Below are 22,226 nucleotides of genomic sequence, written 5' to 3'. Positions count from 1 at the left end.
GGCTGGGCGGCCGAGCGGGCGGCCTCGGTGCCGGTGGGGTTCACCGCCTCCTCCGCCGCCGGCCGGGCCCAGGGCGAGGGGCGTCCGCTGCGCTGGCGGGTAGAGGCGGAGAACGGCAGCGGGATCGATCCGGACGCCGCCGCCCGGACCGTCGAGGGGATGCTCGGGGACCGGCGCGGCTGGATGCGCGACCCCGCTCACGGCTTCCGGCTGGCCGGCCCCGGGGAACCGGTGGACTTCACCGTGCGGATCGCCGCGCCCGCCACCAGCGACCGGCTGTGCGGGGTGGTCACTCCCGAGCTGATCGGGGAGGCCAACTGCCGGGTCGGTCACACGGGCGTGGTGAACCTCAAGCGCCGGCAGGAGGGCTCGCCCCGGTTCCGGGGCCCGCTCGCCGAGTACCGGGCGCTGATCGTCAACCACGAGGTGGGCCACGAACTCGGCCGCGCGCACGAGACCTGCCCGGGCCCCGGCGCCCCCGCCCCGGCGATGATGCAGCAGATCAAGGGCCTGCGGGGGTGCACGTCCAACGCGTGGCCGTACGGCGCCGACGGGACGTACCTGGGCGGACCGCCCGTCCCGTGAGCCGGGGCGCGCCGTCACGGCACCCCCGGGCCGGGACTCCGATGCCGCCGCTCAGCGCCGCCGGTGCAGCAGCCGGCCGGAGATGACCGTGGCCACGCAGGTGGTCGCGCCGCGCTCCAGCAGCTCGGCCTCGTCCGCGACCGCGAAGACCGCGAACCGGGCCGCGGCGCCCGCCTCCAGCACCCCGTGGAAGGCCTGCCCGGCCGACTCCCGCCCGGCGAGCGGATCCAGGGCGGGCGTGCCCTCGTACGGGGCGGGCGGTACCACGGCCAGGCCCGAGCGGGTCACCGCCGTGCGGACGGAGGCGGTGGTGAAACGCCCCGCCACCGCCACCACCCCGCGCGCGAGCAGCTTCTGCGTGCCCCGGCGGGCGCTGTTGCCCCAGCGGGACTCGGTGATCTTCAGCGCGTCGAGGGCCGCGTCCCCGGTGATCGGGGCCGCGCCGAGCTCGGTGACCTCGTACGGGTCGTCCGGGTAGTACGTGCGCTCCAGCAGCTCGTCGGCGCCGCGTGCGAGCAGCCCCGGGGTCAGCACGCCGGGCCAGCGGCGGACCCGGGCGTGCGGCGCCGCCGCGCCGAGTTCCCCGTACGGGCCCACGCGGACGATCCGGTCGCCCTCGACCAGGACCGCGCCGTCCTCCAGCGGGACGGCGCCCGGTCCGGTGACGAGGAGGCCGGCGGTGTGCAGCGTCAGCATCGGGCGTCAGTTCGTGGAGATGAGCTTCAGCTCGGGGTGCGCGGTGCCGCCCTCGATGGCGGTCGAGGAGATGTGCGAGACAACGCGGTCGTCGACGGGGTCGTCCGCCGGGTCGTCGTGCACCACGATGTGCTCGTACGTGGTGGCGCGCTGGGCGGGGACGCGGCCCGCCTTGCGGATCAGGTCGATGATCTCCTGGCGGTTGGAGCGGTGCTTGGCACCGGCCGAGGAGACCACGTTCTCCTCCAGCATGATCGAGCCGAGGTCGTCGGCGCCGTAGTGCAGGGCGAGCTGCCCCGCCTCCTTGCCGACGGTGAGCCAGGAGCCCTGGATGTGGGCGATGTTGTCGAGGAAGAGCCGCGCGATGGCGATCATGCGCAGGTACTCGAAGACGGTCGCCTGGGTCCGGCCCTTGAGGTGGTTGTTCTCGGGCTGGTACGTGTACGGGATGAAGGCGCGGAAGCCGCCCGTGCGGTCCTGGGTGTCCCGGATCATCGCGATGTGCTCGATGCGCTCGGCGTTGGTCTCGCCGGTGCCCATCAGCATGGTGGAGGTGGACTCCACGCCCAGCCGGTGGGCGATCTCCATGATCTCCAGCCAGCGCTCGCCGGACTCCTTCAGCGGGGCGATCGCCTTGCGCGGGCGCTCGGGGAGGAGTTCGGCGCCGGCGCCGGCGAAGGAGTCGAGGCCGGCGGCGTGGATGCGCTGGATGGCCTCCTCGGCGGAGACGCCCGAGATGCGGGCCATGTGCTCGACCTCGGACGCGCCGAGTGAGTGGATGACCAGTTGCGGGAAGTCCTTCTTGATCGCCGAGAAGTGGTGCTCGTAGTACTCGACGCCGTAGTCCGGGTGGTGCCCGCCCTGGAACATGATCTGGGTGCCGCCCAGCTCCACGGTCTCCGCGCAGCGGCGCAGGATGTCGTCGAGGTCGCGGGACCAGCCCTTCTTCGCGTCCTTGGGAGCCGCGTAGAAGGCACAGAACTTGCACGCCGTGACGCACACGTTCGTGTAGTTGATGTTGCGCTCGATGATGTACGTCGCGATGTGCTCCGTACCGGCGTAGCGGCGGCGGCGCACCGCGTCGGCGGCCTGGCCGAGCGCGTGCAGCGGGGCGTGCCGGTAGAGGTCGAGGGCCTCTTCCTTGGTGATCCGGCCCCCTGCGGCGGCGCGGTCGAGGACGGACTGGAGTGCGGCCGGGTCGGTCACCGGTGGATCACCTTTCGGCGGTGTGTCAGGGTTCCGGACCGATCCAGCCTACGCCAGGGGCCGTGCGCAGCTTTCAGGGCGGGGGTCACGGGCTGCGGGTGAGGTCTCCCTCGGGGTTCCCGGCGGGCACGTCCCCCGACTTGTAGTGCAGGGTTCCGTTCTCGTTGAGGGTGAAGCGCTCGTCGGAGGAACCGTTGGAGCAGATGCCCGGTGCCGGGTTGGGGCCGCCGGCGGTGTCGAGGACGAGGGAGCGGTCGGTGGCGGAGGCGAGCTTCCAGTCGCCGCTGCAGTCGGTGCCGAGCAGGTCGATGACCGACTTGTCCCGGGCGACGACCTCGCCGACCTTCCCGGCCCTGATGGTGATCTCGAACTTGCTGGGGACGCCCATGCGGGCGGTGACGACCGTGCCCTTCCAGGTGCCGACGAGTTCCTTGGGGACGTCGTTGCGGGTCCCCTTGGGCGGGGCCGCCGAAGCGGACCCCGACGGCTGGGCGGAGCCCGGTGCGGAGCCCGCCGGATTCGGGGCCGTGGTCTTCGGGGGATTGCCGTGGGCCGCGTCCCGGCCTTCCTCCCGGCCCCCCGGCAGCAGGCCCAGCCCGTAGAGCCCGCCGGACACGGCCGCGAGCACGGCGGCCGCGCCGAGCACCAGGGTGCAGCTGAAGCGGCGGCCGGCCGCGCTGAGGGTGACCCCGCGGCCGCCGGCGCCGGCCGCGGTGCGCTGCTGCGGGACCCCGCCGCCCGCGCCGCCGCCGGCCGTCTCGGTCGGGGCGCCGTACACCCCGCCGCCGGCGTAGCCGCCCGGGGTCCCGTACGACGGGTCGGGCGTCCCGAAGCCGACGCCGGCGGGCCCGCCGGAGGACCCGCCCGTGAACGGCACCGGCCCGGACCCGGACCCGGCGGCGTACCCGGAACCGGACCCGGACCCGGACCCGGAGCCGGTCTCGGTGGCGGGCGGGGCCGCGTACCCGGCCGGGGTGCCGGACCCGGAGGCGTCGGCGTCCAGGTCCAGCAGGGCCACCGCCGCCCGGCTCGCCTCCTCCACCAGCGGCGCCGGAAGCCACCCCGGCGCGCCCAGCGCCCCGCCCAGGGCCCCCGCGAGGGCCTCGGGCGCCGGCCGCTCGGAGGCCGTCTTGGCGAGGCACGCGCCGATCAGCTCGCGCAGCTGCCCGGCGGGGATCCCGTCGAGCTCCGGCGGCTCGTGGACCACCTTGTAGAGGAGGGTCGCGGAGTTGTCCCCGCTGAAGGGCGGCCGGCCCGTCGCCGCGAAGGCCAGGACCGCACCCAGGGAGAACACGTCCGACGCACCGGTGACGCCCTTGCCGAGGATCTGTTCCGGGGACATGTAGCCGGGCGAGCCGACGGAGACCCCGGTGGAGGTCAGCGAGGCGGTCCCGTCCGTGGCCCGGGCGATCCCGAAGTCGATCAGCCGCGGTCCGTCGAGGGTGAGCATCACGTTGGAGGGCTTCACGTCGCGGTGGACCAGGCCCAGTCCGTGCACCGCCACCAGCGCGCGGGCCAGCCCCCCGCCGACCGCGCGCACCGAGGTCTCGGGCAGCGGCCCGTGCCCGGCCACGGCCCGGTCGAGGGAGGGTCCCGCCACGTACCCGGTCGCGACCCACGGCACGGCCGCCTCCGGGTCGGCGTCCAGCACGGGCGCGGTCCACTCCCCGCCGACCCGCCGGGCGGCCTCCACCTCGCGGCGGAAACGGGCGCGGAACTCCCGGTCGGAGGCGAAGTGCGGGTGCACGATCTTGACGGCGACGGTCCGGCCGCCGGCGCTGCGCCCCAGATAGACCCGCCCCATGCCGCCCGCGCCGAGCCGGCCGAGCAGCCGGTAAGCGCCGATGGTGCGCGGCTCGCCGGCTTCCAGCGGCTGCATCGCGTCCCCCGTCCCCCGAGATCCGTGTGGTGCGAACAGACAGAACCTTAGGGGGTGGCGGGGGCGCGTTCCCGCCGAATACCTTCCGCTTCCGGCGGTCCCGTTCGCATTCGCCTTCGAGCGACGTGAATACGAAAGGGGAACGAATTCCCGGCAAACGGAACATTCCTCTGGGAGAAGCGGAAGGCCCGCGCCGATATCGCCGTCAGCGATCCGGCGCGGCGGCCTTCAGCAGCTCCACGACGACGTCCTCGTCGTACCCGGTGTCGCCTCCGGTCCGGCGCGCGAATTCGCGTACGCCGGCCAGCTGGTCGGGACCGAAGCGGAAGTCGAGGGTGGTGAAGTAGCGCTGGAGCAGCTCGGCGTCGAAGGCCTCCCAGCGGGCGGCCTGCTCGGCGACCTTGACGACCTCCTCCAGGGAGACGTCCCGGGAGGCGAGGAACGCCTGGTGGACCTCCCGCACGACCAGGGGCTCGCGCTCCAGGTAGTCCTTGCGGGCGGCCCAGACGGCGAAGACGAAGGGCAGCCCCGTCCACTCCTTCCACATGTGGCCCAGGTCGTGCACGGTCAGCCCGAGCCGGGGCGCGTCGTGCAGCGAGGCGCGCAGCGCGGCGTCGCCGATCAGCACCGCCGCGTCGGCCTCCTGCATCATCACCCCCAGGTCAGGGGGGCAGGTGTAGTAGTCGGGCCGGACTCCGTACTGCTCGGCGAGCAGCAGCTGGGCCAGGCGCACGGAGGTGCGGGAGGTCGAGCCGAGGGCGACGCGGGCGCCGTCCAGCTGCTCCAGCGGGACCTGCGAGACGATCACGCAGGACATGACGGGGCCGTCGCAGCCGACCGCCAGGTCGGGGAAGGCCACGAGCCGGTCGGCGTTGCGGAGGAACTCCACGAGGGTGATGGGGGCGATGTCCAGGTCACCCTGGACGAGCCGCTCGCTCAGCTTTTCCGGGGTGTCCTTGGTCAGCTCCATGTCCAGCAGCGTGCCGGTTCGGGCCAGCCCCCAGTAGAGGGGCAGGCAGTTCAGGAACTGGATGTGGCCGACGCGGGGCCGGCTGCGATAGACGTCCACATCGCGAGACTAGCGTCGGTTCTCCGTCAGCGATCGAGCGGGTCTCAAACGTCCGGGTGACGTGATCTTTCCCTCTGGTCTCGGCCCGAGGGTGCGTGCTAGGCTCGACGCAAGTTGCAGTTTGGTTTCCCTTGCAGTACGAGGCCTGCGGAGCATGTAACCCGCAGGCTTTTGTAGTTTTCAGACTTCTTAGCAGGTTCTGGAGCAGGGCGACCCTTTGGCCCATAGGAGGGCTCATGGCTACCGGAACCGTGAAGTGGTTCAACGCTGAAAAGGGCTTCGGCTTCATCGCCCAGGACGGCGGCGGCCCGGATGTCTTCGTCCACTACTCCGCGATCAACGCCTCTGGTTTCCGCTCCCTCGAGGAGAACCAGCAGGTCAACTTCGACGTCACGCAGGGCCCGAAGGGTCCGCAGGCGGAGAACGTCACCCCGGTCTAGTCGCCAGGCCGACCGGATCGCGGTCGACGTAGCAGTACCCAAGGAGCCCTGCCTCCTCCGTGCGAGCGGAGGGGGCAGGGCTCCTGCCTTTTTCCGTGCGCGGTGTGCGGGCGGCCGGGGGGCGGCCGACGCCGTTCGGGGGGAGCCGCTGGTTCCGCAGGGTGAGTATGCGTCACTTCATGTGTTCATCTTTCCGGCTCCGGGGAGTCTGGGCCCTGGTACCAGCCGCCACGGAAAGGACGCACAGCACATGAGGAAGATCGCTTGGACCGCACGAGGCATCTCCGCCGCTACGGGGGCTCTGCTCCTCGGGGCCCTGATGGCCCCGTCCGCGGCTGCCACCGGCGGTCCCGCGCCGGAGCCGGACCCCCACGCCAAGAGGAAGTGCGGTCCGGTGGCGCGCCACGTCGCCTCCGCCGCCCCCGACTTCGCCTTCGCCCTCGGTACGGTGTTCCGCCTGGCGACCGACCGGGACGGACGCGCCTTCCTCAACGACAGCCGCAACCAGGGCGTGTGGATCGACCTGAGGGCCGTCCCGCACGCGCCGAAGTGCGTCGTCGACGTCGCCGTCTCCGTCGAGGAGGCCAACAACGGCCGGCTCACCCTCAGCCTGCTCAGCAAGACCGGCGTGATCTACGAGGCCCGCTGCACCACCAGCTCGACCCCCTTCAGCCCGACGAACCTGGCGGGCACCTGCGGGGTCGGCTTCCAGCCCCTCCAGGCCACCCCGGTATAACGCGCGCCCGCCCGACGCGCCGCAGGACACGACACGGCCGGCCGCCCGGAGGCGGCCGGCCGTGTCGTGCGCGGAGCCCGGTCAGGCCGTGGGGGCGGCGGTGATCTCGATGGTGACGATCAGCTCGGCCTTGTCGGCCGTGAGCAGCCGCAGGTGGTACGTGCCCGCGGGAACGCCCTGGGTGAGCAGGTCGGGCAGGACGGCCTTGCCGTCGGTCCCGGTCGCGGGCAGCGACGCCGTGAACAGCTTCGCTTCGGCCGTGGCGCCCTTGAAGTAGGGGCCCTTGGCGGTCTGCGGGTCCACGGGGGCCCAGACGCCGCCGGTCTTCTCGACGAGCGCGGCGGTGATCCGGGCGCCGGCCACCGGCTTCTCGCCGCGGGCGGCCAGGAACTCCAGGCCCTTGACCGCGGTGCCCGCCTGGACGCGCACCGGGGTGGCGGAGCCGGTGCGGCTCAGCTCGACCGGCACCTCGGCCGGCTTCGCGGTGGTCCTGCCCTCCAGGGCCACGGTGAACTGGCCCTTGGCGTCGTAGGCGGTGGCCCGCAGGGTGAAGGTGCCCGCCTTCGGACCGGCCTTGAGCCGCGGGGCGGTGGCGATGCCCTCGGCGTCCGTACGGACGACCACGCTCGCCTCGTCGCCGAAGACGAAGCCGGTGCCGCCGGTGGTGTCCTGCTCGACGGCGACGACGACGGCCTGGCCGACGGCCGGCTTGCCGTCGCTGAGCACCGCCTTGAAGCGGGTGCCGTCCGCGAAGAGGCTGCCCGCCTCGGCCTCCAGCTTCGCGTCGCCGACCCGCTCCAGCTTGGCCAGGGTGGCGGGCGCCGGCGTCGGCTTGGACGGCTCCGGCGTCGGCGTCGGCTTCGTCGGCTCCGGCGTCGGGGTGGGCTTCGGCTTCGGGGTCTGGGTGCCCGGGTCGGCCGGCTTCGTCGCGGGCGGCCGCGGCGTGGGGACGTGCGGGGTGGGGATGCTCGGCGTGGGCGGCGCCGGGTAGTTGCCGACGGGCGGGTTCGGGATGCCGGCCGTGCCGTCCTGCTGGTACTGGCGCATGTAGCCGAGCACGGAGTTCACGTACTCGCGCGACTGGTTGTAGCTGAGGACGGCCTTGTCGAGGTCGGCAGGGAGCGAGAGGTCCTTGCCGCCGGAGCAGAGGTAGAGCCCCGCGCCGAGCGCCGCGTCGTAGATGTTGTTCGCGTCGCGCTTGCCGTCGCCGTTGCCGTCGGCCTTCCAGGTGGCCCAGGTGGAGGGGATGAACTGGAGCGGGCCGAAGGCGCGGTCGAATTCGGTGTCGGCGTCGAACTCGCCCTTGTCGGTGTCCAGGATCCTCGCGTAGCCGTTGCCGTCCAGGCGCGGGCCGCGGATCGGCTTCTCGGTGGTGCCGTCGGTCTTGAGGCCGTAGCCGGACGCGTGCACCGACTCGACGCGGCCTATGCCGGCGACCAGCGCCCAGGACAGGTTGCACTTGGGGAGGGCGGCGGCCACGGCCACCTCGGCACGCTTGTAGGCGTCGAGGGCGGTCGCGGGTATGCCGGAGGCGCCCTCGGCGACGGTGCCGCCCGTACCGGCGGCGGGCGGGACCACCGGGTCCGCGAGCTGCCCGGGCAGGTCGAGGCGGGCGTCACCGCGGTCGGCGGCCTGCGGGCTGTCGGGCGTGGGCTCGGCCTCTCCGGCGCCGGCGACCGGGGTGTTGGTCACGACGGCGGCGGTGGTCAGACTGGCCGCGAGCGCGGCGGTGCACAAGACCTTGCGCGAGGTGTTGACTACATGGCGGTGAAGCGGCTTCACGGTGCGGCGATCCCCCCAAGGCGGCCGTCAAAGGCGGGCGGCCGGTCGGGCCGCGATTCTTCTGTCTATCAGGTATTCCGATACGACTCACCGGCGCCCCCGGAGATATGACGCACCATTCGTCTCGGCTTCACCCGGCTGTGGCCCAGGACGTCCAGCCCGCTCCGGCGGCGCTCCGGCCCGGCCCGGGAGAGGACCGGCGCCCTTGTCCGTAACACCCCGAAGGCCCGCACCGTTACGGAACCCCGCCCTTTGTCCGGGATGTCAGGGCGAGCGGCAGCGGGGACGGCCCGTCACTCCCGGGGGCTTCGCCCGGCCGGCCGCGGAGGGCGCGCGCGCCGATTCGGAACGGGAGTTGTCGTCGGAGCCTGATACGTTCAGGGCCGATCGAGCGCACTGGTGTTCGGCACCCCTCTTCCGCGAGCCCTTCCGTGAGAACGCCCGGAAGCGGAAACGGAATCGGAACCGGATTCGGGACCGGTCCGGGGGGTCCCGCCCGTCGCCGCTCCCCGCCGTCGCCGATACCGAAGGCCCGCCCATGAGCACTCCGCCGCCGAACCCCTACTCAGGAGCCCCCGTTCCGCCGAACCCGCACCCCGGCGCCCCGGCCGGACAGAACCCGTACGGCCAGCCGCCGGCGGGCCCGAATCCGTACGGCCAGAACCCGTACGGCCAGCCGCCGGCGGGCCCGAACCCGTACGGGCAGGCCCCGTACGGACAGCCCGACGCGGGCGGCCACCCCGCCCCCGGTCAGGGCCACCCCGCCCCCGGTCAGGGCCACCCCGCCCCCGGCTACCCCCAGTACGCGGCCCCGTACCCGCACGCCCAGGCGCCCGGCTGCCGGAACTGCGGGGCGCCGGAGACGGCGAACTTCGCGGTGCGCGCCCACGTCGGCGTACTGATCCTGATGCGCTTCCACACCCTCAACGGGCCCTTCTGCCGCCGGTGCGCCCGCTCGCTGATCCGGACCATGACCACCAAGACCCTGTGCCAGGGCTGGTGGAGCCCCTTCTCGCTGGTGATCTTCACGCCGTTCACCCTGCTGTGGAACCTGTTCGCCTCGATGAAGTACGCCAAGCTCCCGGAGCCGACCCCCGCGCCGGGCCGGCAGCCGCTGGAGGAGGGTCCGCCCGTGCACGCGCGCCCGCTCGCCTACGTGGCGATCATCCCGCTGCTCTGGGCCACCTGGGTCGCCGTGAACATCTTCCTGGACGTCACCGGCCGCCGCTGAACCCCGCCGGGGCATCTCCGGGCCCGCCCCTTCACACCGGGACCCCGCACCCCTACCCTGACGGTCCGTCAGATCCATGGATCCGAGCCGCCCGGGAGCGCTTGATGCTGCTGCGAGGGAAGACCGTCGTCGTCTCCGGTGTGGGGGCCGGGCTCGGCCACCAGGTGGCCGCCGCCGTGGTGCGCGACGGCGGCAACGCCGTCCTCGGGGCGCGCACCGAGGCCAATCTGGTCAAGTCCGCCGCCGAGATCGACCCCGACGGGGCCCACACCGCCCACCTGCCCACCGACATCTCCGACGAGCGGCAGTGCGAGGCCCTCGCCGCGCTCGCCCGCGAGCGCTTCGGCGGGATCGACGCCGTGGTGCACGTCGCCGCCTGGGACTCGTACTTCGGCGGCCTGGAGGACGCCGACTTCGGGACCTGGCAGCAGATCCTCGACGTGAACCTGCTGGGCACCCTGCGCATGACCCGGGCCTGCCTGCCCGCCCTCAAGGCGGGCGGCGGCTCCGTGGTCCTCATCGGCACCCAGTCCGCCGTCGCCGCGCCCAGCGAGGTCCGCCAGGCCGCGTACGCCGCCTCCAAGGGCGCGCTGACCTCCGCCATGTACTCCCTGGCGCGGGAGCTCGGCCCGCACCGGATCCGCGTCAACACCGTGCTCCCCGGCTGGATGTGGGGTCCGCCCGTGCAGGCCTTCGTCACCTTCACCGCCCACGCCGAGGGCGTCCCCGAGGCCGAGGTGCTCCGGCGCCTGACCGGCCGGACGGCCCTGCCCGACCTCGCCACCGACGGCGACGTCGCCGACGCCGCCGTCTTCCTCGCCTCCGACCGGGCGCGGGCGATAACCGGCCAGTCCCTGCTGGTCAACGCCGGTGAGCTGATGCGATGACGCCCTCCGCCGGTGTCCGGGCGGATCGTATGCTCGCCCCATGACCACTCCGAGTGACGCTCCGACCGACAACGCGATGCGCCGTGCGCTGCGGCGGGCCCGCGACGGCGTCGCCCTCGACGCGACCGAGGCGGCCGTGCTCCTCCAGGCACGCGGCCCGGCCCTGGAGGACCTGGCTGCCTCCGCCGCCCGGGTCCGCGACGCGGGCCTGGCGGCCGCCGGCCGGCCGGGCGTGATCACGTACTCGAAGAGCGTGTTCATCCCCCTCACCCGCCTGTGCCGCGACAAGTGCCACTACTGCACCTTCGCCACCGTCCCCGGCAAGCTGCGCCGCGCGGGCCACGGGATGTTCATGTCCCCGGACGAGGTCCTCGACATCGCCCGCCGCGGTGCCGCGCTCGGCTGCAAGGAAGCGCTCATCACCCTCGGCGACAAGCCCGAGGACCGCTGGCCCGAGGCGCGCGAGTGGCTGGAGGCCCACGGCTACGACGACACGATCTCCTACGTGCGGGCCGTCTCCATCCGCATCCTGGAGGAGACCGGGCTGCTGCCCCACCTCAACCCCGGCGTGATGTCGTGGTCCGACTTCCAGCGCCTCAAGCCCGTCGCCCCCTCCATGGGGATGATGCTGGAGACCACCGCCACCCGTCTGTGGTCCGAGCCCGGCGGCCCGCACCACGGCTCCCCGGACAAGGAGCCCGCGGTCCGGCTGCGCGTCCTGGAGGACGCCGGACGTTCCTCGGTCCCCTTCACCTCCGGGCTGCTGATCGGCATCGGGGAGACGTACGAGGAGCGCGCCGACTCGCTCTTCGCGCTGCGCCGGATCTCCCGGGCCTACCACGGCATCCAGGAGCTGATCATCCAGAACTTCCGCGCCAAGCCGGACACGGCCATGCGCGGCATGCCGGACGCCGAACTGGACGACCTCGTTGCCACGATCGCCGTCGCCCGGCACATCATGGGTCCCTCGGCCTGCCTCCAGGCCCCGCCCAACCTGGTCGACGGGGAGTACGCGCGGCTGATCGGCGCCGGCATCGACGACTGGGGCGGGGTCTCCCCGCTGACCCCGGACCACGTCAACCCCGAGCGGCCGTGGCCCCAGATCGACCTGCTGGCCCGGCGCTCGGCGGAGGCCGGCTTCGAGCTCCGCGAACGGCTCTGCGCCTACCCGGAGTTCGTGCGCCGCGGCGAGCCGTGGCTGGACCCCCGCCTGCTGCCCCACGTACGGGCCCTCGCGGACCCGGAGACCGGGCTCGCCGATCCGGACGCGGTCGTCGAGGGGCACCCGTGGCAGGAGCCCGACGACTCCTTCGCCGCCTACGGGCGCACCGACCTGCACACCGCCGTCGACACCGAGGGCCGCACCGGCGACCGCCGCGAGGACTTCGACGAGGTCTACGGCGACTGGGAGGCCCTGCGCGAGGCCGCGGCGCCCGGCATGGTGCCCGAGCGCATCGACACCGACGTACGGGCCGCCCTCGCGCGGGCCGCCGACGACCCGGAGCGGCTCACCGACGACCAGGCCCTGGCCCTGCTGCACGCGGACGGCCCGGCGCTGGACGCGCTGTGCCGGATCGCGGACGACCTGCGCCGGTCGGTGGTGGGCGAGGACGTCACGTACGTCGTCACGCGGAACATCAACTTCACCAACGTCTGCTACACCGGCTGCCGCTTCTGCGCCTTCGCGCAGCGCCGTACGGACGCCGACGCCTACACCCTGTCCCTGGAGCAGGTCGCCGACCGGGCGGCCCAGGCCTGGGACGTCGGCGCGGTCGAGGTGTGCATGCAGGGCGGGATCCACCCGGACCTGCCGGGGACGGCGTACTTCGACATCGCGCGGGCCGTGAAGCAGCGGGTCCCGGGGATGCACGTGCACGCCTTCTCCCCGATGGAGGTCGTCAACGGCGCCACCCGGACGGGGATGTCCGTACGGGACTGGCTGACGGCCGCCAAGGAGGCCGGGCTGGACTCCATCCCGGGCACGGCGGCGGAGATCCTGGACGACGAGGTCCGCTGGGTGCTCACCAAGGGCAAGCTCCCGACGGCCGACTGGATCGACGTGATCACGACCGCGCACGAGCTGGGCATCCGCTCGTCCTCCACCATGATGTACGGGCACGTGGACCAGCCCCGGCACTGGCTCGGCCACTTCCGCACCCTGTCCCGCATCCAGCAGCGGACCGGCGGGTTCACGGAGTTCGTGACGCTCCCCTTCATCCACACCAACGCCCCCGTCTACCTGGCGGGCATCGCCCGGCCCGGGCCGACGGTCCGCGACAACCGGGCGGTCACGGCGATGGCCCGGCTGCTGCTGCACCCGCACATCCCCAACATCCAGACGAGCTGGGTGAAGCTGGGCACGGAGGGCGCGGCCGAGATGCTCCGCTCCGGCGCCAACGACCTGGGCGGGACCCTGATGGAGGAGACCATCTCCCGGATGGCGGGGTCGAGCTACGGCTCGTACAAGTCCGTACGGGACCTGGTCGCGGTCGCGGAGGCGGCGGGCCGCCCCGCGAAGGCCCGTACGACCCTGTACGGGGAGGTCCCGGCGGAACGCCAGGACGCGGCCCGCGTCTCGGACGGCCACCTGCCGGAGCTGCTGCCGGTGCTGGACTGAGCGGGCGGCGGCACGGGGGGGCCGGGCGGCGGCAGCGCGGCGGCGACCGGGCGGATGGCGAAGCGTGCGGCCGGGCAGCCTCGTGGCCGGATCCCTTCGCATTCCGGCCGTTCTCCGGTCAGTTACGGGCGACGCGACAGAGTGCTTCCGAACGTGACCGAAGCTGTCCACTACAGTGCGCGTCCTGAGCCTGGGGGGACGGCATGGACACGACGATGAGCACGGTGGACGACGCGGTGGACGCGGTGAACGGCACGGCGGCGGACACGGCGGGGAGCACGACGGGCACGACGACGGGCACGGCCCTGCCGGGGACGGTCCCCGCCGGGGCCGCCGCCACCGCCCTGTGGGGCCGCGCCGAACAGCAGGACTTCCGCAGCCGGGTACGCGGCACCCTGCTCGGCGCCGCCGTCGCGGACGCCCTCGGCGCACCCGTCGCCGGCCTCACCCTCGACGCCATCCGCCGCGCCCACGGCCCGGCCGGGGTGTCCGCCCCGGCCGCACCGGCCGCACCGGCCCCAGGCCGGCGCGGCGCCGTCACCGCCGCCACGCAGCTGACCATGTTCACCGTCGACGGCCTGATACGGGCCCACGTGCGCCGCGACTCCGGCGGCTGGCACCCGCCGACCGACGTCCACCGCGCCTACCGCCGCTGGGCCGCGACCCAGCACGACTGGGGCCCCGACGAGCGGCGCGAGGACAACGGCTGGCTCGCCAACGAGGAGTGGCTCTACGCCCGGCGCGCCCCCGAGCGCGCCTGCCTGACCGGCTTCGCCGACGACACCCTCGCCACCCTGGACCGTCCGAAGAACCCGACCGCCCGGGACGCCGCCGCCGCCGTCCGCTCGGCCCCCTTCGGGCTGCTGGTCGGCTGGGAGCCCGCCCTCGTGCTCCAGCTCGCCGTCGAGTGCGCCGTCCAGAGCCACGGCCACCCCGCCGCGTACCTGTCGGCGGGAGCCTTCGCCGTGACCGTCCACGGCCTCACCCGGGGCGAACCCCTGGACGCCGCCGTCCGGCGCGCCCTCGGCCTGCTCGCCGCCCGCCCCGGCCACGAGCCCGTCACCGAAGCCCTCGGGCGCGCCCTCGCGGCCGTCACCCGGGGCGCGCCCGGCCCCGGCACCGTCGAGTCCCTCTTCCCGGCCGGCGGCGACGGCCGGGCCGCCGAGGACGCCCTCGCCGCCGCCGTCTACTGCGCCCTGGTCGCCGAGGACGTCCCGCACGGCTTGCGCCTGGCCGTGAACCACGGCGGCGACTCCGCCGCCACCGGCGCCCTGTGCGGGGCCCTGCTCGGCGCCCTGCACGGCGAGACGGCCCTCCCGGCGGCCTGGCTGGCCGAACTGGAGGGCCGGGCGACGCTGCTGGAGCTGGCCGACGACTTCGCCCTGGAGATGACCCAGGGCGCCGCCCTGCACGGCCCCGCGGGCTCCGCCCCGGGCTGGCTGGCCCGCTACCCCCGCGGCTGACCCGCCCGGAGCCCGGGGGCGGCTCCCCGGCCCGGGCGCCGGTCAGGCGTGCGGCCGCCTCGGGTGCACCCACAACGCCCGCCCGACGGCGCACAGTTCTCCCCCGGCGGTGGCCAGCGCCGTGCCCACCGTGTACTTGCGGCCCTCCCCGCCCAGCAGCCACGCGTACGAGACCAGCCCCCCGGCCGCCGGCACCGGGCGCAGCAGCCGCCCGGTCAGTGACGCCGTCACCGCCCCGGCCGGCCCCCCGCCCGCGCCCAGTAGCCGGCCCGCCGCGTTGCCGGGGCAGTCCAGCGCGGCCCAGGCCAGCTCGGGCGGCAGCAGCCCGTCACCGTCGAGGAGTCCGGCGTCCGGGGTCCAGGCCGTGGCCACGAGGTCCCGCCCGGGCACCGGCCCGCAGTGCAGCCGCAGCCCCGTCGCCGGGGTCCGGTCCAGCCCGCAGCCGAAGCAGTCGACCTGCCCGTCCGGCGGATCCGCCCGGTAGGCGTCCGCGGCCTTCGAGGCCTCCGCCCAGGACGGGGGCTCGGGCACCTCCCCGTCCGGCGCGGCCACCGCCGACGCGGCGGCGAGCAGCACCCCGTCGGCGTCGAGCAGGGCGGCTCCGCCGTCCTCGGCGTGCGGGTCCAGCCGGACCGCCGCCCCGGTCGGTACGGGCCGCCGGAAGTCCACCCGTACCGCCCCGGCGTCCGCCGCCAGCCGCCCGGCGACGCGCTCCGCCAGCAGCCCGGCCACGTATCCGCCGAAGGCCACTCCGGGGTAGCCGTGCAACGCCTCCGGAACCGTGATCGTCTCCATCGAGTCCATGGCGCACACCTCATCACACGCGGCGCGCGGGCCCGCCCCGCGCCCTGCCCTCCGGGCGGGGAAGCCCGTAACTTGGCCCTCCCGACGTCTCGGAGGTGCCCACGCCCATGCGGATCGCCACGACCATCTTCCTCACCGACCGCACCGTCTCCCCCACCCGCCTCGCCCGTTCCCTGGAGCAGCGCGGCTTCTCCGGCCTCTACCTCCCCGAGCACACCCACATCCCCGTCAGCCGGGACACCGACGCCCCGATGGGCGGTGAACTCCCCGAGCAGTACGGGCGCACCCTCGACCCCTTCGTCGCCCTCGGCCAGGCCGCCGCCGTCACCGAACGCCTCCACCTCGGCACCGGCATCACCCTCGTCGCCCAGCACGACCCCATCGGCCTCGCCAAGCAGGTCGCGACCGTGGACCACCTCAGCGGCGGCCGCCTCACCCTGGGCATCGGGTACGGCTGGAACCTCGAGGAGGCCGCCGACCACGGCGTCGACTGGCGCACCCGGCGCGCACGCGTCCGGGACCACATGGCGCTGATGCGCGCCCTGTGGTCGCCGGAGCCGACCGCGTACGAGGGCCCGTACGCCTCCGTCCGCGCCAGCTCCGCGTACCCCAAGCCGGTCCAGGCGCCGCGCGAACTCGCCCCCGGACAGCCGCTGTACGGGCCGCGCACCCTGATCGGCGGAGCGGCCGGCCCGAAGCTCTTCGCCGCGATCGCCGACCACGCCGACGGCTGGCTCCCCATCGGCGGACGCGGCCTGACCGAGTCGCTGCCGGCGCTGCGGCGGGTCTGGGAGGACGCCGGACGCGACCCCAAGACCCTCCAGGTGGTCCCGTACGCCGTCCAGCCGACGCCGGGCAAGCTCGGGCACTACGCCGACCTGGGCATCGAGGAGGTCGTCCTCCAGCTCCCCTCGGCGCGGGAGTCGGAAGTCCTGCGCGCCCTGGACGAGTTCGCCCAGTTCCTCTGACCGGCGCCGCGCGGAACCGGACCACCCCGCCCCGGCGTGTCCGTAGGTACCGCCGCCTGCCCGGACGGCTGGTAGCTTGGCCCGTCTTTGGATCGACTCGCCCCTGGGGGACCACCCGTGCACAGCAACCTGCGTATCTCCGTCGCCGCCGCAGCCGGAGTCGCGGCCCTGCTCACCCTGACCGCCTGCGGCAGCGACAGCAAGCCCGCCGACGACAAGAAGCCGGGCGCCTCCGCCTCCGCCCCGACCCCGGCCGCAACGCCCTCGGCGGGCGGCGGCTCGGCCGCGGGCGCGGGCACCCTGGACGGCGGCTGGATCGCCATGGCGACGCCGGGCAAGGGCGTGGTGCTCACCGTCAAGGGCCAGAGGGCGTTCGTGGTCGAGGCCGCCACCGGCCTGACCTGCGAGGGCACCACCAACGGCTCGACCCTGGACCTGAAGTGCCCGGCGGGCGCGACCCGCTCGAAGGGCAAGGTCGACTCGGTCGACGCCACCACCCTGAAGGTCACCTGGGAGGGCGCGGGCCAGGACACCTTCCAGAAGAGCGAGCCGGGCAAGCTCCCCTCGCTCCCGGCCCTGCCGAAGTCGTAGTCGCGGCGGGCCGGTCCGCCTCCCCCACCGGGAGGCGGACCGGTCACGCGTCGGCACCCGCGCCTACGGCTACGGCTACGGCTACGGCTACGGGAGCAGCTCCGGCATCCCCTCCACCAGCACCACGACCGCGACCACCCGGCCGTCCGCGCAGCGGCCCACCCAGACCGGGTAGGTACCGTCCCCGCACGTCGCGAAGGCCACCAGCTCGCCGCCGGTGGCCGTGTCCCACGTGCGCTGCATGAACATGGAGCCGTCGGCGAGGTCCTCGTACCCGTCGAGGTCCGGCTCGCCCTTGATCAGCCCCCGCTCGTAGAGCCCGATGAGCGGCTCGAAGGCGCCCGCGTCGGCGAAGCAGCCCGTGGCGCCGTCGGTGTCGAAGCCGGATATCTGGTCCTCGATGAACAGCCGGAGGTCGTCGTCCGCGCCGAGGGCCATCTCCCAGGACGCGGCGGGGGTCTCGCTGACGAGCACGCGCACGGCCGTGGGGTCCGTGGTCGTCACCTCTTGGTTCCGCCACTCGCAGTGGTAGGTGTAGCGGACCCGCGCCTCGTCGAGCACGTACTCCCCGGGCGGCACGGGGACGGTGATCGCCGGACCCTCGTCGCAGTTGTCGGGGCCGGAGACGGCCAGCAGCCCGCTGGGCACGCGCAGGGTGCCGACCCGGCACGGCTCCACGACGGTCTGCTCGGGGTGGTACCCGTCGGTGACCCGCACCCCGGGCCGGAACAGCTCGCCGATCCGGCCGGGCCGCGCGGGCCGCGGCGGCCGCCAGCACCCGGCGGGCGCGTCACCGTGGCCGCCCTCGCCCGTCGGCTCGACCACCTCGAACACCGGCGGCTCCGTGAGCCCGTGGACCTGCGCCGAGAGCAGCGGCCACTCCCCGAAGGCGGGCCGGTCCATCCAACGCTCGTCCTCCCGGAGCCTGGGCGAGGTGCAGTACGACCCCCCGGCATCGCCCCGCGACTCCTCGGTCCGCCGCCCCCGCCCGTCCAGGAGGAGGTCCACGGTGACGCGCGGGCACTCCCTGTCGAACTCCGCCATCTCCGGCCCGGTGTAGTTCCAGGCGACGGAGTACCGGCGCAGCAGCCGCGCCGGGTCGTCCAGCAGCCGCAGGTCCAGGTCGTGGGTGCGGCGGCCCTGGGCGTCGTACACCCACAGCCCGACGTAGTGGTCCCGCCAGGAGACGAGCCGGACCTCCAGCGGAGCCTCCCGGCCCGGCTCCCGGTACACCACCACGTACGGGAGCCCGGCGGCATCCCGCTCCCGGGCCTCCCCGGCGGACACCGGCCCCCAGGCCGCGCCGGCCTCCGGGTCCCACGCCCGCGCGTACGCCACCTCGACCACCATGACGGCTCCTTGCCCCTTTGCCTGTGTGCCGAGCTGCAAGGTAGCCGCCGCGTGTGACAACGCCCCTACCGGGCCAGCTCCGCCCAGACGGTCTTGCCGATGATCCGGTCCGTCACCCCCCAGTCGGTCGCGAGGGCCTCCACGATGCGCAGCCCGTACCCCGACTCCGCCTGGCCCGCCTGCGGCCGCACGGCGGGACGCCGCTCCCGCCGGGGGTCGGACACCTCCACGCGCAGGACGCCCTCCAGGAGGGTCATGCGCAGCTCGAAGTCCCGCCCGATGACACGGCCGTGGGCGACGGCGTTGGAGGCGAGCTCCGCGACGAGGAGCCCGGCGTCGGCGGAGAGCGCCGTGCCCTCGGGGACACCCCAGTCGTGCAGCGAGACGAGGGCGAGCTGCCGTGCGAGGCGTGCGCCCCGGGGGGTGCAGCTGAAACGCTGAGTGAACATGCGTACGACGGCCTGGGGGTGGCCGGAGGGTGCGGTCATGGGGAGAACGTCCCGTGTGGGCAGGGGAGTTCCCAGCACGGCGACTACTACTCTTCAGCTGTAGCAGTCCACGCTCTGGACAGGGACAGTCACCGACCGTGAGCATGATGAGTCGGGAGGTGACCGTAATGACAGCTGGCGAGGGCGGCGACGGTGACAACCAGGTGGAACCGGATGCCGATCTACGGAACTTCGGCGAAATGCTCAAGGCGTTCCGCAAGCGGGCCGACCTGACCCAGGAGCAGTTCGCGCCGCTGGTGGGCTACTCGGTGCAGTACGTGGCGTCCGTGGACCAGGGCCGCCGACATCCGTCCGCGAAGTTCGTGAACAAGGCGGATGAGGTGCTGGATGCCTTCGGGGTCATCCAGATCGCGGCGAAGCAGCTGGCACGGAGACGGGGGCTGGCCTCGTGGTTCAGGCGGTGGGCCGAACTGGAGGAGACGGCGGTCGCGCTCAACACGTACGAGTGCAGGGTGGTGCCGGGACTGCTCCAAACGGAGGCCTACGCGCGAACTCTGATCCAGGACGTGCCGCCCATGCCCACAGCCCAAGAGGCGGAGGACCGGATAGCTCGGCGCCTGGAGCGGCAGAAGCTGCTCATGCGCACGCCGTACACCTCCCTCAGCTTCATCATCGAGCAGACGGTGATCGAGCGGCAGACAGGAGGGCCAGCGGTTACACGGGAGCTGATCGACCGCCTACTCGAGTGCGCCCAACTGCCCAATGTCGACGTCCAGCTCATGCCGACGGTCACCCCGAAACACTCGGGGACCGACGGTCCCTTCCAACTCCTCGAATCCCAGGAGAACGAGTGGTGGGGCTACAGCGAGGGACAGCAGACCGGTCGGGTCATTTCCGACCCGAAAGACATCAGCCTCCTCCACCAGCGGTATGCAAAACTTCGCATCCAGGCTCTCAATCCCACGGACAGTGCGGGCCTGTTGATGCGATTGCGAGGATCCCTGTGAACAGCTCCCAGCTCCGGTGGTTCAAGAGCAGCTACAGCGGTAGCCAGGGCGACAGCTGCGTCGAAGTCGCTCTCTCCTGGCACAAGTCGACGCACAGCAGCGGTGACGGAGACAACTGCGTCGAGGTCGCCTCCTGCGCCGACACCGTCCACGTCCGGGACTCGAAGCTCGCCGCGAGCCCGGAGCTGGCGGTCAGCCCCGCCACCTGGACCGCGTTCCTCGGCGGGGTCACCGCCTAAGGCGGCGGGATCGGTCCCGGTGCCGCCACGCCCGGGGCCGGACGCCAGAAGCGCCCGTCAGGCAGGGCCTGACGGGCGCCGAGGAAGTAGTCGGAGTCGCGCTGGAACCGGACACCCGGCACGGCGTCGCGTACGTGCGCCCAGATGCCCGGCGCGACGCGGTACTCGCCGGCCACCATCCAGGGGTCGTCGCCCAGCGCGAAGAGGTGCCTGATCTTCAGGAACTGGTCCCGGGAGAGGGAGACGGACTCGACTATCTCTTCGTCCGTTCCGAATCCGGTCAGATCCCAGACGAGGTTGTACCCGTCGGCGAAGGGATAGTCGCTGCTCACCCGGTTCAAGCTAGGCGTCCCCTGCGGGCCGCCGCACCTGCTTTTTGCGGGAGGTCAGGCGCCGAACACCTCGCCGAGCAGCCTCCCCTGGACCTCGGCGAAGGCTTCCGCCGCCTTCGCGAGGTCGAGCCGTGCGTCGCCGGTGGTGAGCGAGGCGGTGAGCGTCGTCCCGCCGTCCGGGGAGCTGAACATCAGGGCGCCCCAGCCCCAGAAGCCGCCGTTGTGGGTGTAGAGCGTGCCGTGTTCGGTCTCCTGCACGATCAGGCCGAGGCCGTAGCCGAACGCGGGGTGCGGGGTGCGCATCTCGGCGAGCAGCGGGGCGGGCAGGAGCTTGCCGCTCATCAGGGCGGAGAAGAAGGTGTGCAGGTCCCGGGTGGTGGAGATCATGTCGCCCGCGGCGGAGATCCAGGAGGGGTTGGCGTGGGTGACGTCGACGGTCTTCCATGCGCCGTCGTCCTGGTAGGTGTAGTAGCCGTGGGCGTGCGGCTCGGGGAGCTCCGGTGAGGCGTCCGGGACGACCGTGCCCGTCAGGCCCAGCGGGGTCAGGATCCGGGCCCGCATCTCCTCGGCGAACGGGCGGCCGGTGACTTCCTCGACCAGGAGCCGCAGGACGACGTAGTTGGTGTTGGAGTAGCTCCAGTCCGTTCCCGGCTCGAAGCGGGCCGGCTTGGACAGGGCGAGGCGGACGAGTTCCCCGGGCTCGTAGGTGCGGTGGAGGCTGTCCACCCACTCCTGGCCCTGCCAGGCGATGCCCGGGGCGGTGGTGCCGTCCTCGTAGTACTCGCCGGTGAAGTTGAAGAGGCCGCTGGTGTGCTGGAGCAGCATCCGGACGGTGATCCGCCGGTCCAGCCCGTACCCGGGGAGGTGGTCGTCGGCGGGGGCGTCCAGGGTGATCCGGCCGTCGGCGACCAGCTGGAGGACGAGGACGGCGGTGAAGGTCTTGGTGTTGCTGCCGATCCGGAAGTGACCGTCGGTCCGCGGCGCGCCGCTCTTGCCGAGCTCGCGTATACCGGCGGCGCCGGTCCATTCGCCGCGCGGGTCGTTCACGCGGACCTGCACCCCGGCCCAGCTGCCGGATGCGGCGATCTCCTCGATGGCCTTCTGGAGTTCCGGACGGTCGTTCGACGTGACGGACATGCGGTGTGCTCCTCGGTGTGGGTGGCGGCGGGGCGGGGCGGGGGTGTTCAGGCGCTGAGGGCGGTGATGTCGCCGTAGGAGGTGGTGGCCCGGATGGTGAGGGCGGCGCGGGCGCCTTCGGTGTTGTTGAGGGAGTTGCTGATCCGGCCGTAGGAGGTGCCGGCGTCGAGGGAGGCGGAGACGCCGCGGGCGGCGCCGACGCTGATGTTGCCGTGCTCGGTGCGCAGGGTGACGTTGCCGCCGGTGGCCTCGGCGATGGTCAGGTCGCCCTTCTGGGTGCGGATGTCGGCGGAGCCGCCCAGGCGGCCGATGGCGATGTCACCGGCGGCGAGGGTGAGGTGGACCTCGGCGGTCTCGTCGAGCTTGACGGTGCCGTGGGCGCTCTCCAGGGCGACGTCGCCCAGGCGACCGACGCCGCGGAACTCGGCGCTGGCCGTCTTGGCCTCGACGCCGGAGCCGGCCGGGAGCTGGACGGTGACCTCGACGGAGCCGGGGGCTCCGAGGATCTGGTTCTTGGAGGGGGTGTTGATCCGCAGGACGCCGTCCTGGAAGTCGACGGTGGTCTGCTCGGCGGCCTTCACGTCGCGGCCCTTGGAGGCGTCGGCCGGGCGGACCTCGACCGTGGTGTCGGCGCGGTCGGCGGCGATGAAGCGGATGTTCCCGGCCGGGATGTCGAGGACGGTGGCGATCGCGGCGGGGGTCTGGAACTTCTGCATGGTCTTTTTCCTTCGGTTCGTTGTTTCCGATGACCTGAACGC

Annotated in this window: 22 protein-coding genes; 11 read left to right on the top strand and 11 right to left on the bottom strand. The window is 73.5% G+C overall.

All coding sequences use genetic code 11. From position 1 onward, the window contains the following. Positions 1–27 precede the first annotated feature (27 nt). Positions 28–585, top strand: a complete 558-nt coding sequence (locus tag ACZ51S_RS29020) for a DUF3152 domain-containing protein (RefSeq protein WP_468962430.1) — start codon at positions 28–30, stop codon at positions 583–585. Between the two features lie 51 nt (positions 586–636). Here ACZ51S_RS29020 and ACZ51S_RS29015 read toward each other — a convergent pair whose 3' ends face one another. The 4 genes from ACZ51S_RS29015 to ACZ51S_RS29000 all read right to left on the bottom strand — a co-directional run bounded on the left by ACZ51S_RS29015 (position 637) and on the right by ACZ51S_RS29000 (position 5,435). Further along, positions 637–1,281, bottom strand: coding sequence for an amidohydrolase family protein (locus ACZ51S_RS29015; RefSeq protein ID WP_468477058.1), 645 nt, complete (start codon positions 1,279–1,281; stop codon positions 637–639). Between the two features lie 6 nt (positions 1,282–1,287). Continuing rightward, entirely contained in the window at positions 1,288–2,487 is a 1,200-nt protein-coding gene (mqnC, locus tag ACZ51S_RS29010; RefSeq protein WP_468477059.1) for a cyclic dehypoxanthinyl futalosine synthase, read from the bottom strand. 85 nt (positions 2,488–2,572) lie between these two features. Next, on the bottom strand, positions 2,573–4,366 hold the full coding sequence (locus ACZ51S_RS29005) for a serine/threonine-protein kinase (protein WP_468962428.1): 1,794 nt from the start codon (positions 4,364–4,366) through the stop codon (positions 2,573–2,575). A 205-nt stretch (positions 4,367–4,571) separates the two neighbouring features. Next, positions 4,572–5,435: a menaquinone biosynthetic enzyme MqnA/MqnD family protein gene (locus ACZ51S_RS29000; protein ID WP_468477061.1), complete on the bottom strand. Its 864-nt coding sequence runs from the start codon at positions 5,433–5,435 to the stop codon at positions 4,572–4,574. Positions 5,436–5,671: 236 nt separating this feature from the next. On the opposite strand from ACZ51S_RS29000, the gene ACZ51S_RS28995 reads away from it, so the two are divergent. Further along, complete coding sequence (locus ACZ51S_RS28995) at positions 5,672–5,875, top strand: cold-shock protein (RefSeq protein WP_003984261.1); 204 nt, start codon at positions 5,672–5,674, stop codon at positions 5,873–5,875. A gap of 250 nt (positions 5,876–6,125) precedes the next feature. Then, positions 6,126–6,611: a hypothetical protein gene (locus tag ACZ51S_RS28990; protein ID WP_468477062.1), complete on the top strand. Its 486-nt coding sequence runs from the start codon at positions 6,126–6,128 to the stop codon at positions 6,609–6,611. Between the two features lie 81 nt (positions 6,612–6,692). Here the strand turns inward: ACZ51S_RS28990 and ACZ51S_RS28985 are convergent, their stop codons facing one another. Next, entirely contained in the window at positions 6,693–8,393 is a 1,701-nt protein-coding gene (locus ACZ51S_RS28985) for a lytic transglycosylase domain-containing protein (RefSeq protein WP_468962426.1), read from the bottom strand. Between the two features lie 538 nt (positions 8,394–8,931). Here ACZ51S_RS28985 and ACZ51S_RS28980 point away from each other — a divergent pair. The 4 genes from ACZ51S_RS28980 (at position 8,932) to ACZ51S_RS28965 (ending at position 14,591) form a co-directional block, all read left to right on the top strand. Further along, complete coding sequence (locus ACZ51S_RS28980) at positions 8,932–9,624, top strand: hypothetical protein (protein ID WP_468962424.1); 693 nt, start codon at positions 8,932–8,934, stop codon at positions 9,622–9,624. Between the two features lie 104 nt (positions 9,625–9,728). Continuing rightward, positions 9,729–10,511: an SDR family oxidoreductase gene (locus ACZ51S_RS28975; protein WP_468477065.1), complete on the top strand. Its 783-nt coding sequence runs from the start codon at positions 9,729–9,731 to the stop codon at positions 10,509–10,511. A gap of 40 nt (positions 10,512–10,551) precedes the next feature. Beyond that, the gene (locus ACZ51S_RS28970; protein ID WP_468477066.1) at positions 10,552–13,128 is read left to right on the top strand and encodes a bifunctional FO biosynthesis protein CofGH; all 2,577 of its coding nucleotides are present in this window, start codon (positions 10,552–10,554) and stop codon (positions 13,126–13,128) included. Positions 13,129–13,472: 344 nt separating this feature from the next. Continuing rightward, positions 13,473–14,591: an ADP-ribosylglycohydrolase family protein gene (locus ACZ51S_RS28965; protein WP_468888074.1), complete on the top strand. Its 1,119-nt coding sequence runs from the start codon at positions 13,473–13,475 to the stop codon at positions 14,589–14,591. A 42-nt stretch (positions 14,592–14,633) separates the two neighbouring features. Here ACZ51S_RS28965 and ACZ51S_RS28960 read toward each other — a convergent pair whose 3' ends face one another. Continuing rightward, complete coding sequence (locus ACZ51S_RS28960; RefSeq protein WP_468803657.1) at positions 14,634–15,395, bottom strand: hypothetical protein; 762 nt, start codon at positions 15,393–15,395, stop codon at positions 14,634–14,636. 107 nt (positions 15,396–15,502) lie between these two features. On the opposite strand from ACZ51S_RS28960, the gene ACZ51S_RS28955 reads away from it, so the two are divergent. Then, on the top strand, positions 15,503–16,363 hold the full coding sequence (locus ACZ51S_RS28955; protein WP_468887994.1) for a TIGR03619 family F420-dependent LLM class oxidoreductase: 861 nt from the start codon (positions 15,503–15,505) through the stop codon (positions 16,361–16,363). A gap of 117 nt (positions 16,364–16,480) precedes the next feature. Continuing rightward, complete coding sequence (locus ACZ51S_RS28950; protein ID WP_468887997.1) at positions 16,481–16,954, top strand: hypothetical protein; 474 nt, start codon at positions 16,481–16,483, stop codon at positions 16,952–16,954. Between the two features lie 87 nt (positions 16,955–17,041). On the opposite strand, the gene ACZ51S_RS28945 is transcribed toward ACZ51S_RS28950, so the two are convergent. Both ACZ51S_RS28945 and ACZ51S_RS28940 read right to left on the bottom strand, forming a co-directional pair. Beyond that, positions 17,042–18,304: a DUF4241 domain-containing protein gene (locus ACZ51S_RS28945; RefSeq protein ID WP_468962422.1), complete on the bottom strand. Its 1,263-nt coding sequence runs from the start codon at positions 18,302–18,304 to the stop codon at positions 17,042–17,044. Positions 18,305–18,369: 65 nt separating this feature from the next. Further along, positions 18,370–18,792 (bottom strand): ATP-binding protein, encoded by a 423-nt coding sequence (locus tag ACZ51S_RS28940; protein ID WP_468477072.1) that lies wholly within the window; start codon positions 18,790–18,792, stop codon positions 18,370–18,372. Between the two features lie 128 nt (positions 18,793–18,920). Here ACZ51S_RS28940 and ACZ51S_RS28935 point away from each other — a divergent pair, with 128 nt between their 5' ends. Both ACZ51S_RS28935 and ACZ51S_RS28930 read left to right on the top strand, forming a co-directional pair. Continuing rightward, positions 18,921–19,760, top strand: a complete 840-nt coding sequence (locus ACZ51S_RS28935; RefSeq protein WP_468477073.1) for a helix-turn-helix domain-containing protein — start codon at positions 18,921–18,923, stop codon at positions 19,758–19,760. Continuing rightward, the gene (locus ACZ51S_RS28930; RefSeq protein WP_468477074.1) at positions 19,757–19,999 is read left to right on the top strand and encodes a DUF397 domain-containing protein; all 243 of its coding nucleotides are present in this window, start codon (positions 19,757–19,759) and stop codon (positions 19,997–19,999) included. Before ACZ51S_RS28935 ends, ACZ51S_RS28930 begins: the two co-directional genes overlap by 4 nt. Here ACZ51S_RS28930 and ACZ51S_RS28925 read toward each other — a convergent pair. The 3 genes from ACZ51S_RS28925 to ACZ51S_RS28915 are packed head-to-tail and all read right to left on the bottom strand — an operon-like array spanning position 19,996 to position 22,184. After that, positions 19,996–20,331 carry a hypothetical protein gene (locus ACZ51S_RS28925; protein ID WP_468803652.1) on the bottom strand — a complete coding sequence of 112 codons (336 nt, stop codon included), beginning with the start codon at positions 20,329–20,331 and terminating at the stop codon, positions 19,996–19,998. The two genes, ACZ51S_RS28930 and ACZ51S_RS28925, sit on opposite strands and share 4 nt — an antisense overlap. Positions 20,332–20,385: 54 nt before the next feature. Continuing rightward, a complete protein-coding gene (locus tag ACZ51S_RS28920; protein WP_468477076.1) occupies positions 20,386–21,468 on the bottom strand; it encodes a serine hydrolase domain-containing protein in 1,083 nt (360 codons plus the stop codon). 47 nt (positions 21,469–21,515) lie between these two features. Beyond that, positions 21,516–22,184 carry a DUF4097 family beta strand repeat-containing protein gene (locus ACZ51S_RS28915; RefSeq protein WP_468888009.1) on the bottom strand — a complete coding sequence of 223 codons (669 nt, stop codon included), beginning with the start codon at positions 22,182–22,184 and terminating at the stop codon, positions 21,516–21,518. Positions 22,185–22,226: the final 42 nt, after the last annotated feature.

The sequence above is a fragment of the Streptomyces sp. NPDC034043 genome (assembly GCF_055575675.1).
This window is presented reverse-complemented; position numbering and strand designations above follow the sequence as displayed.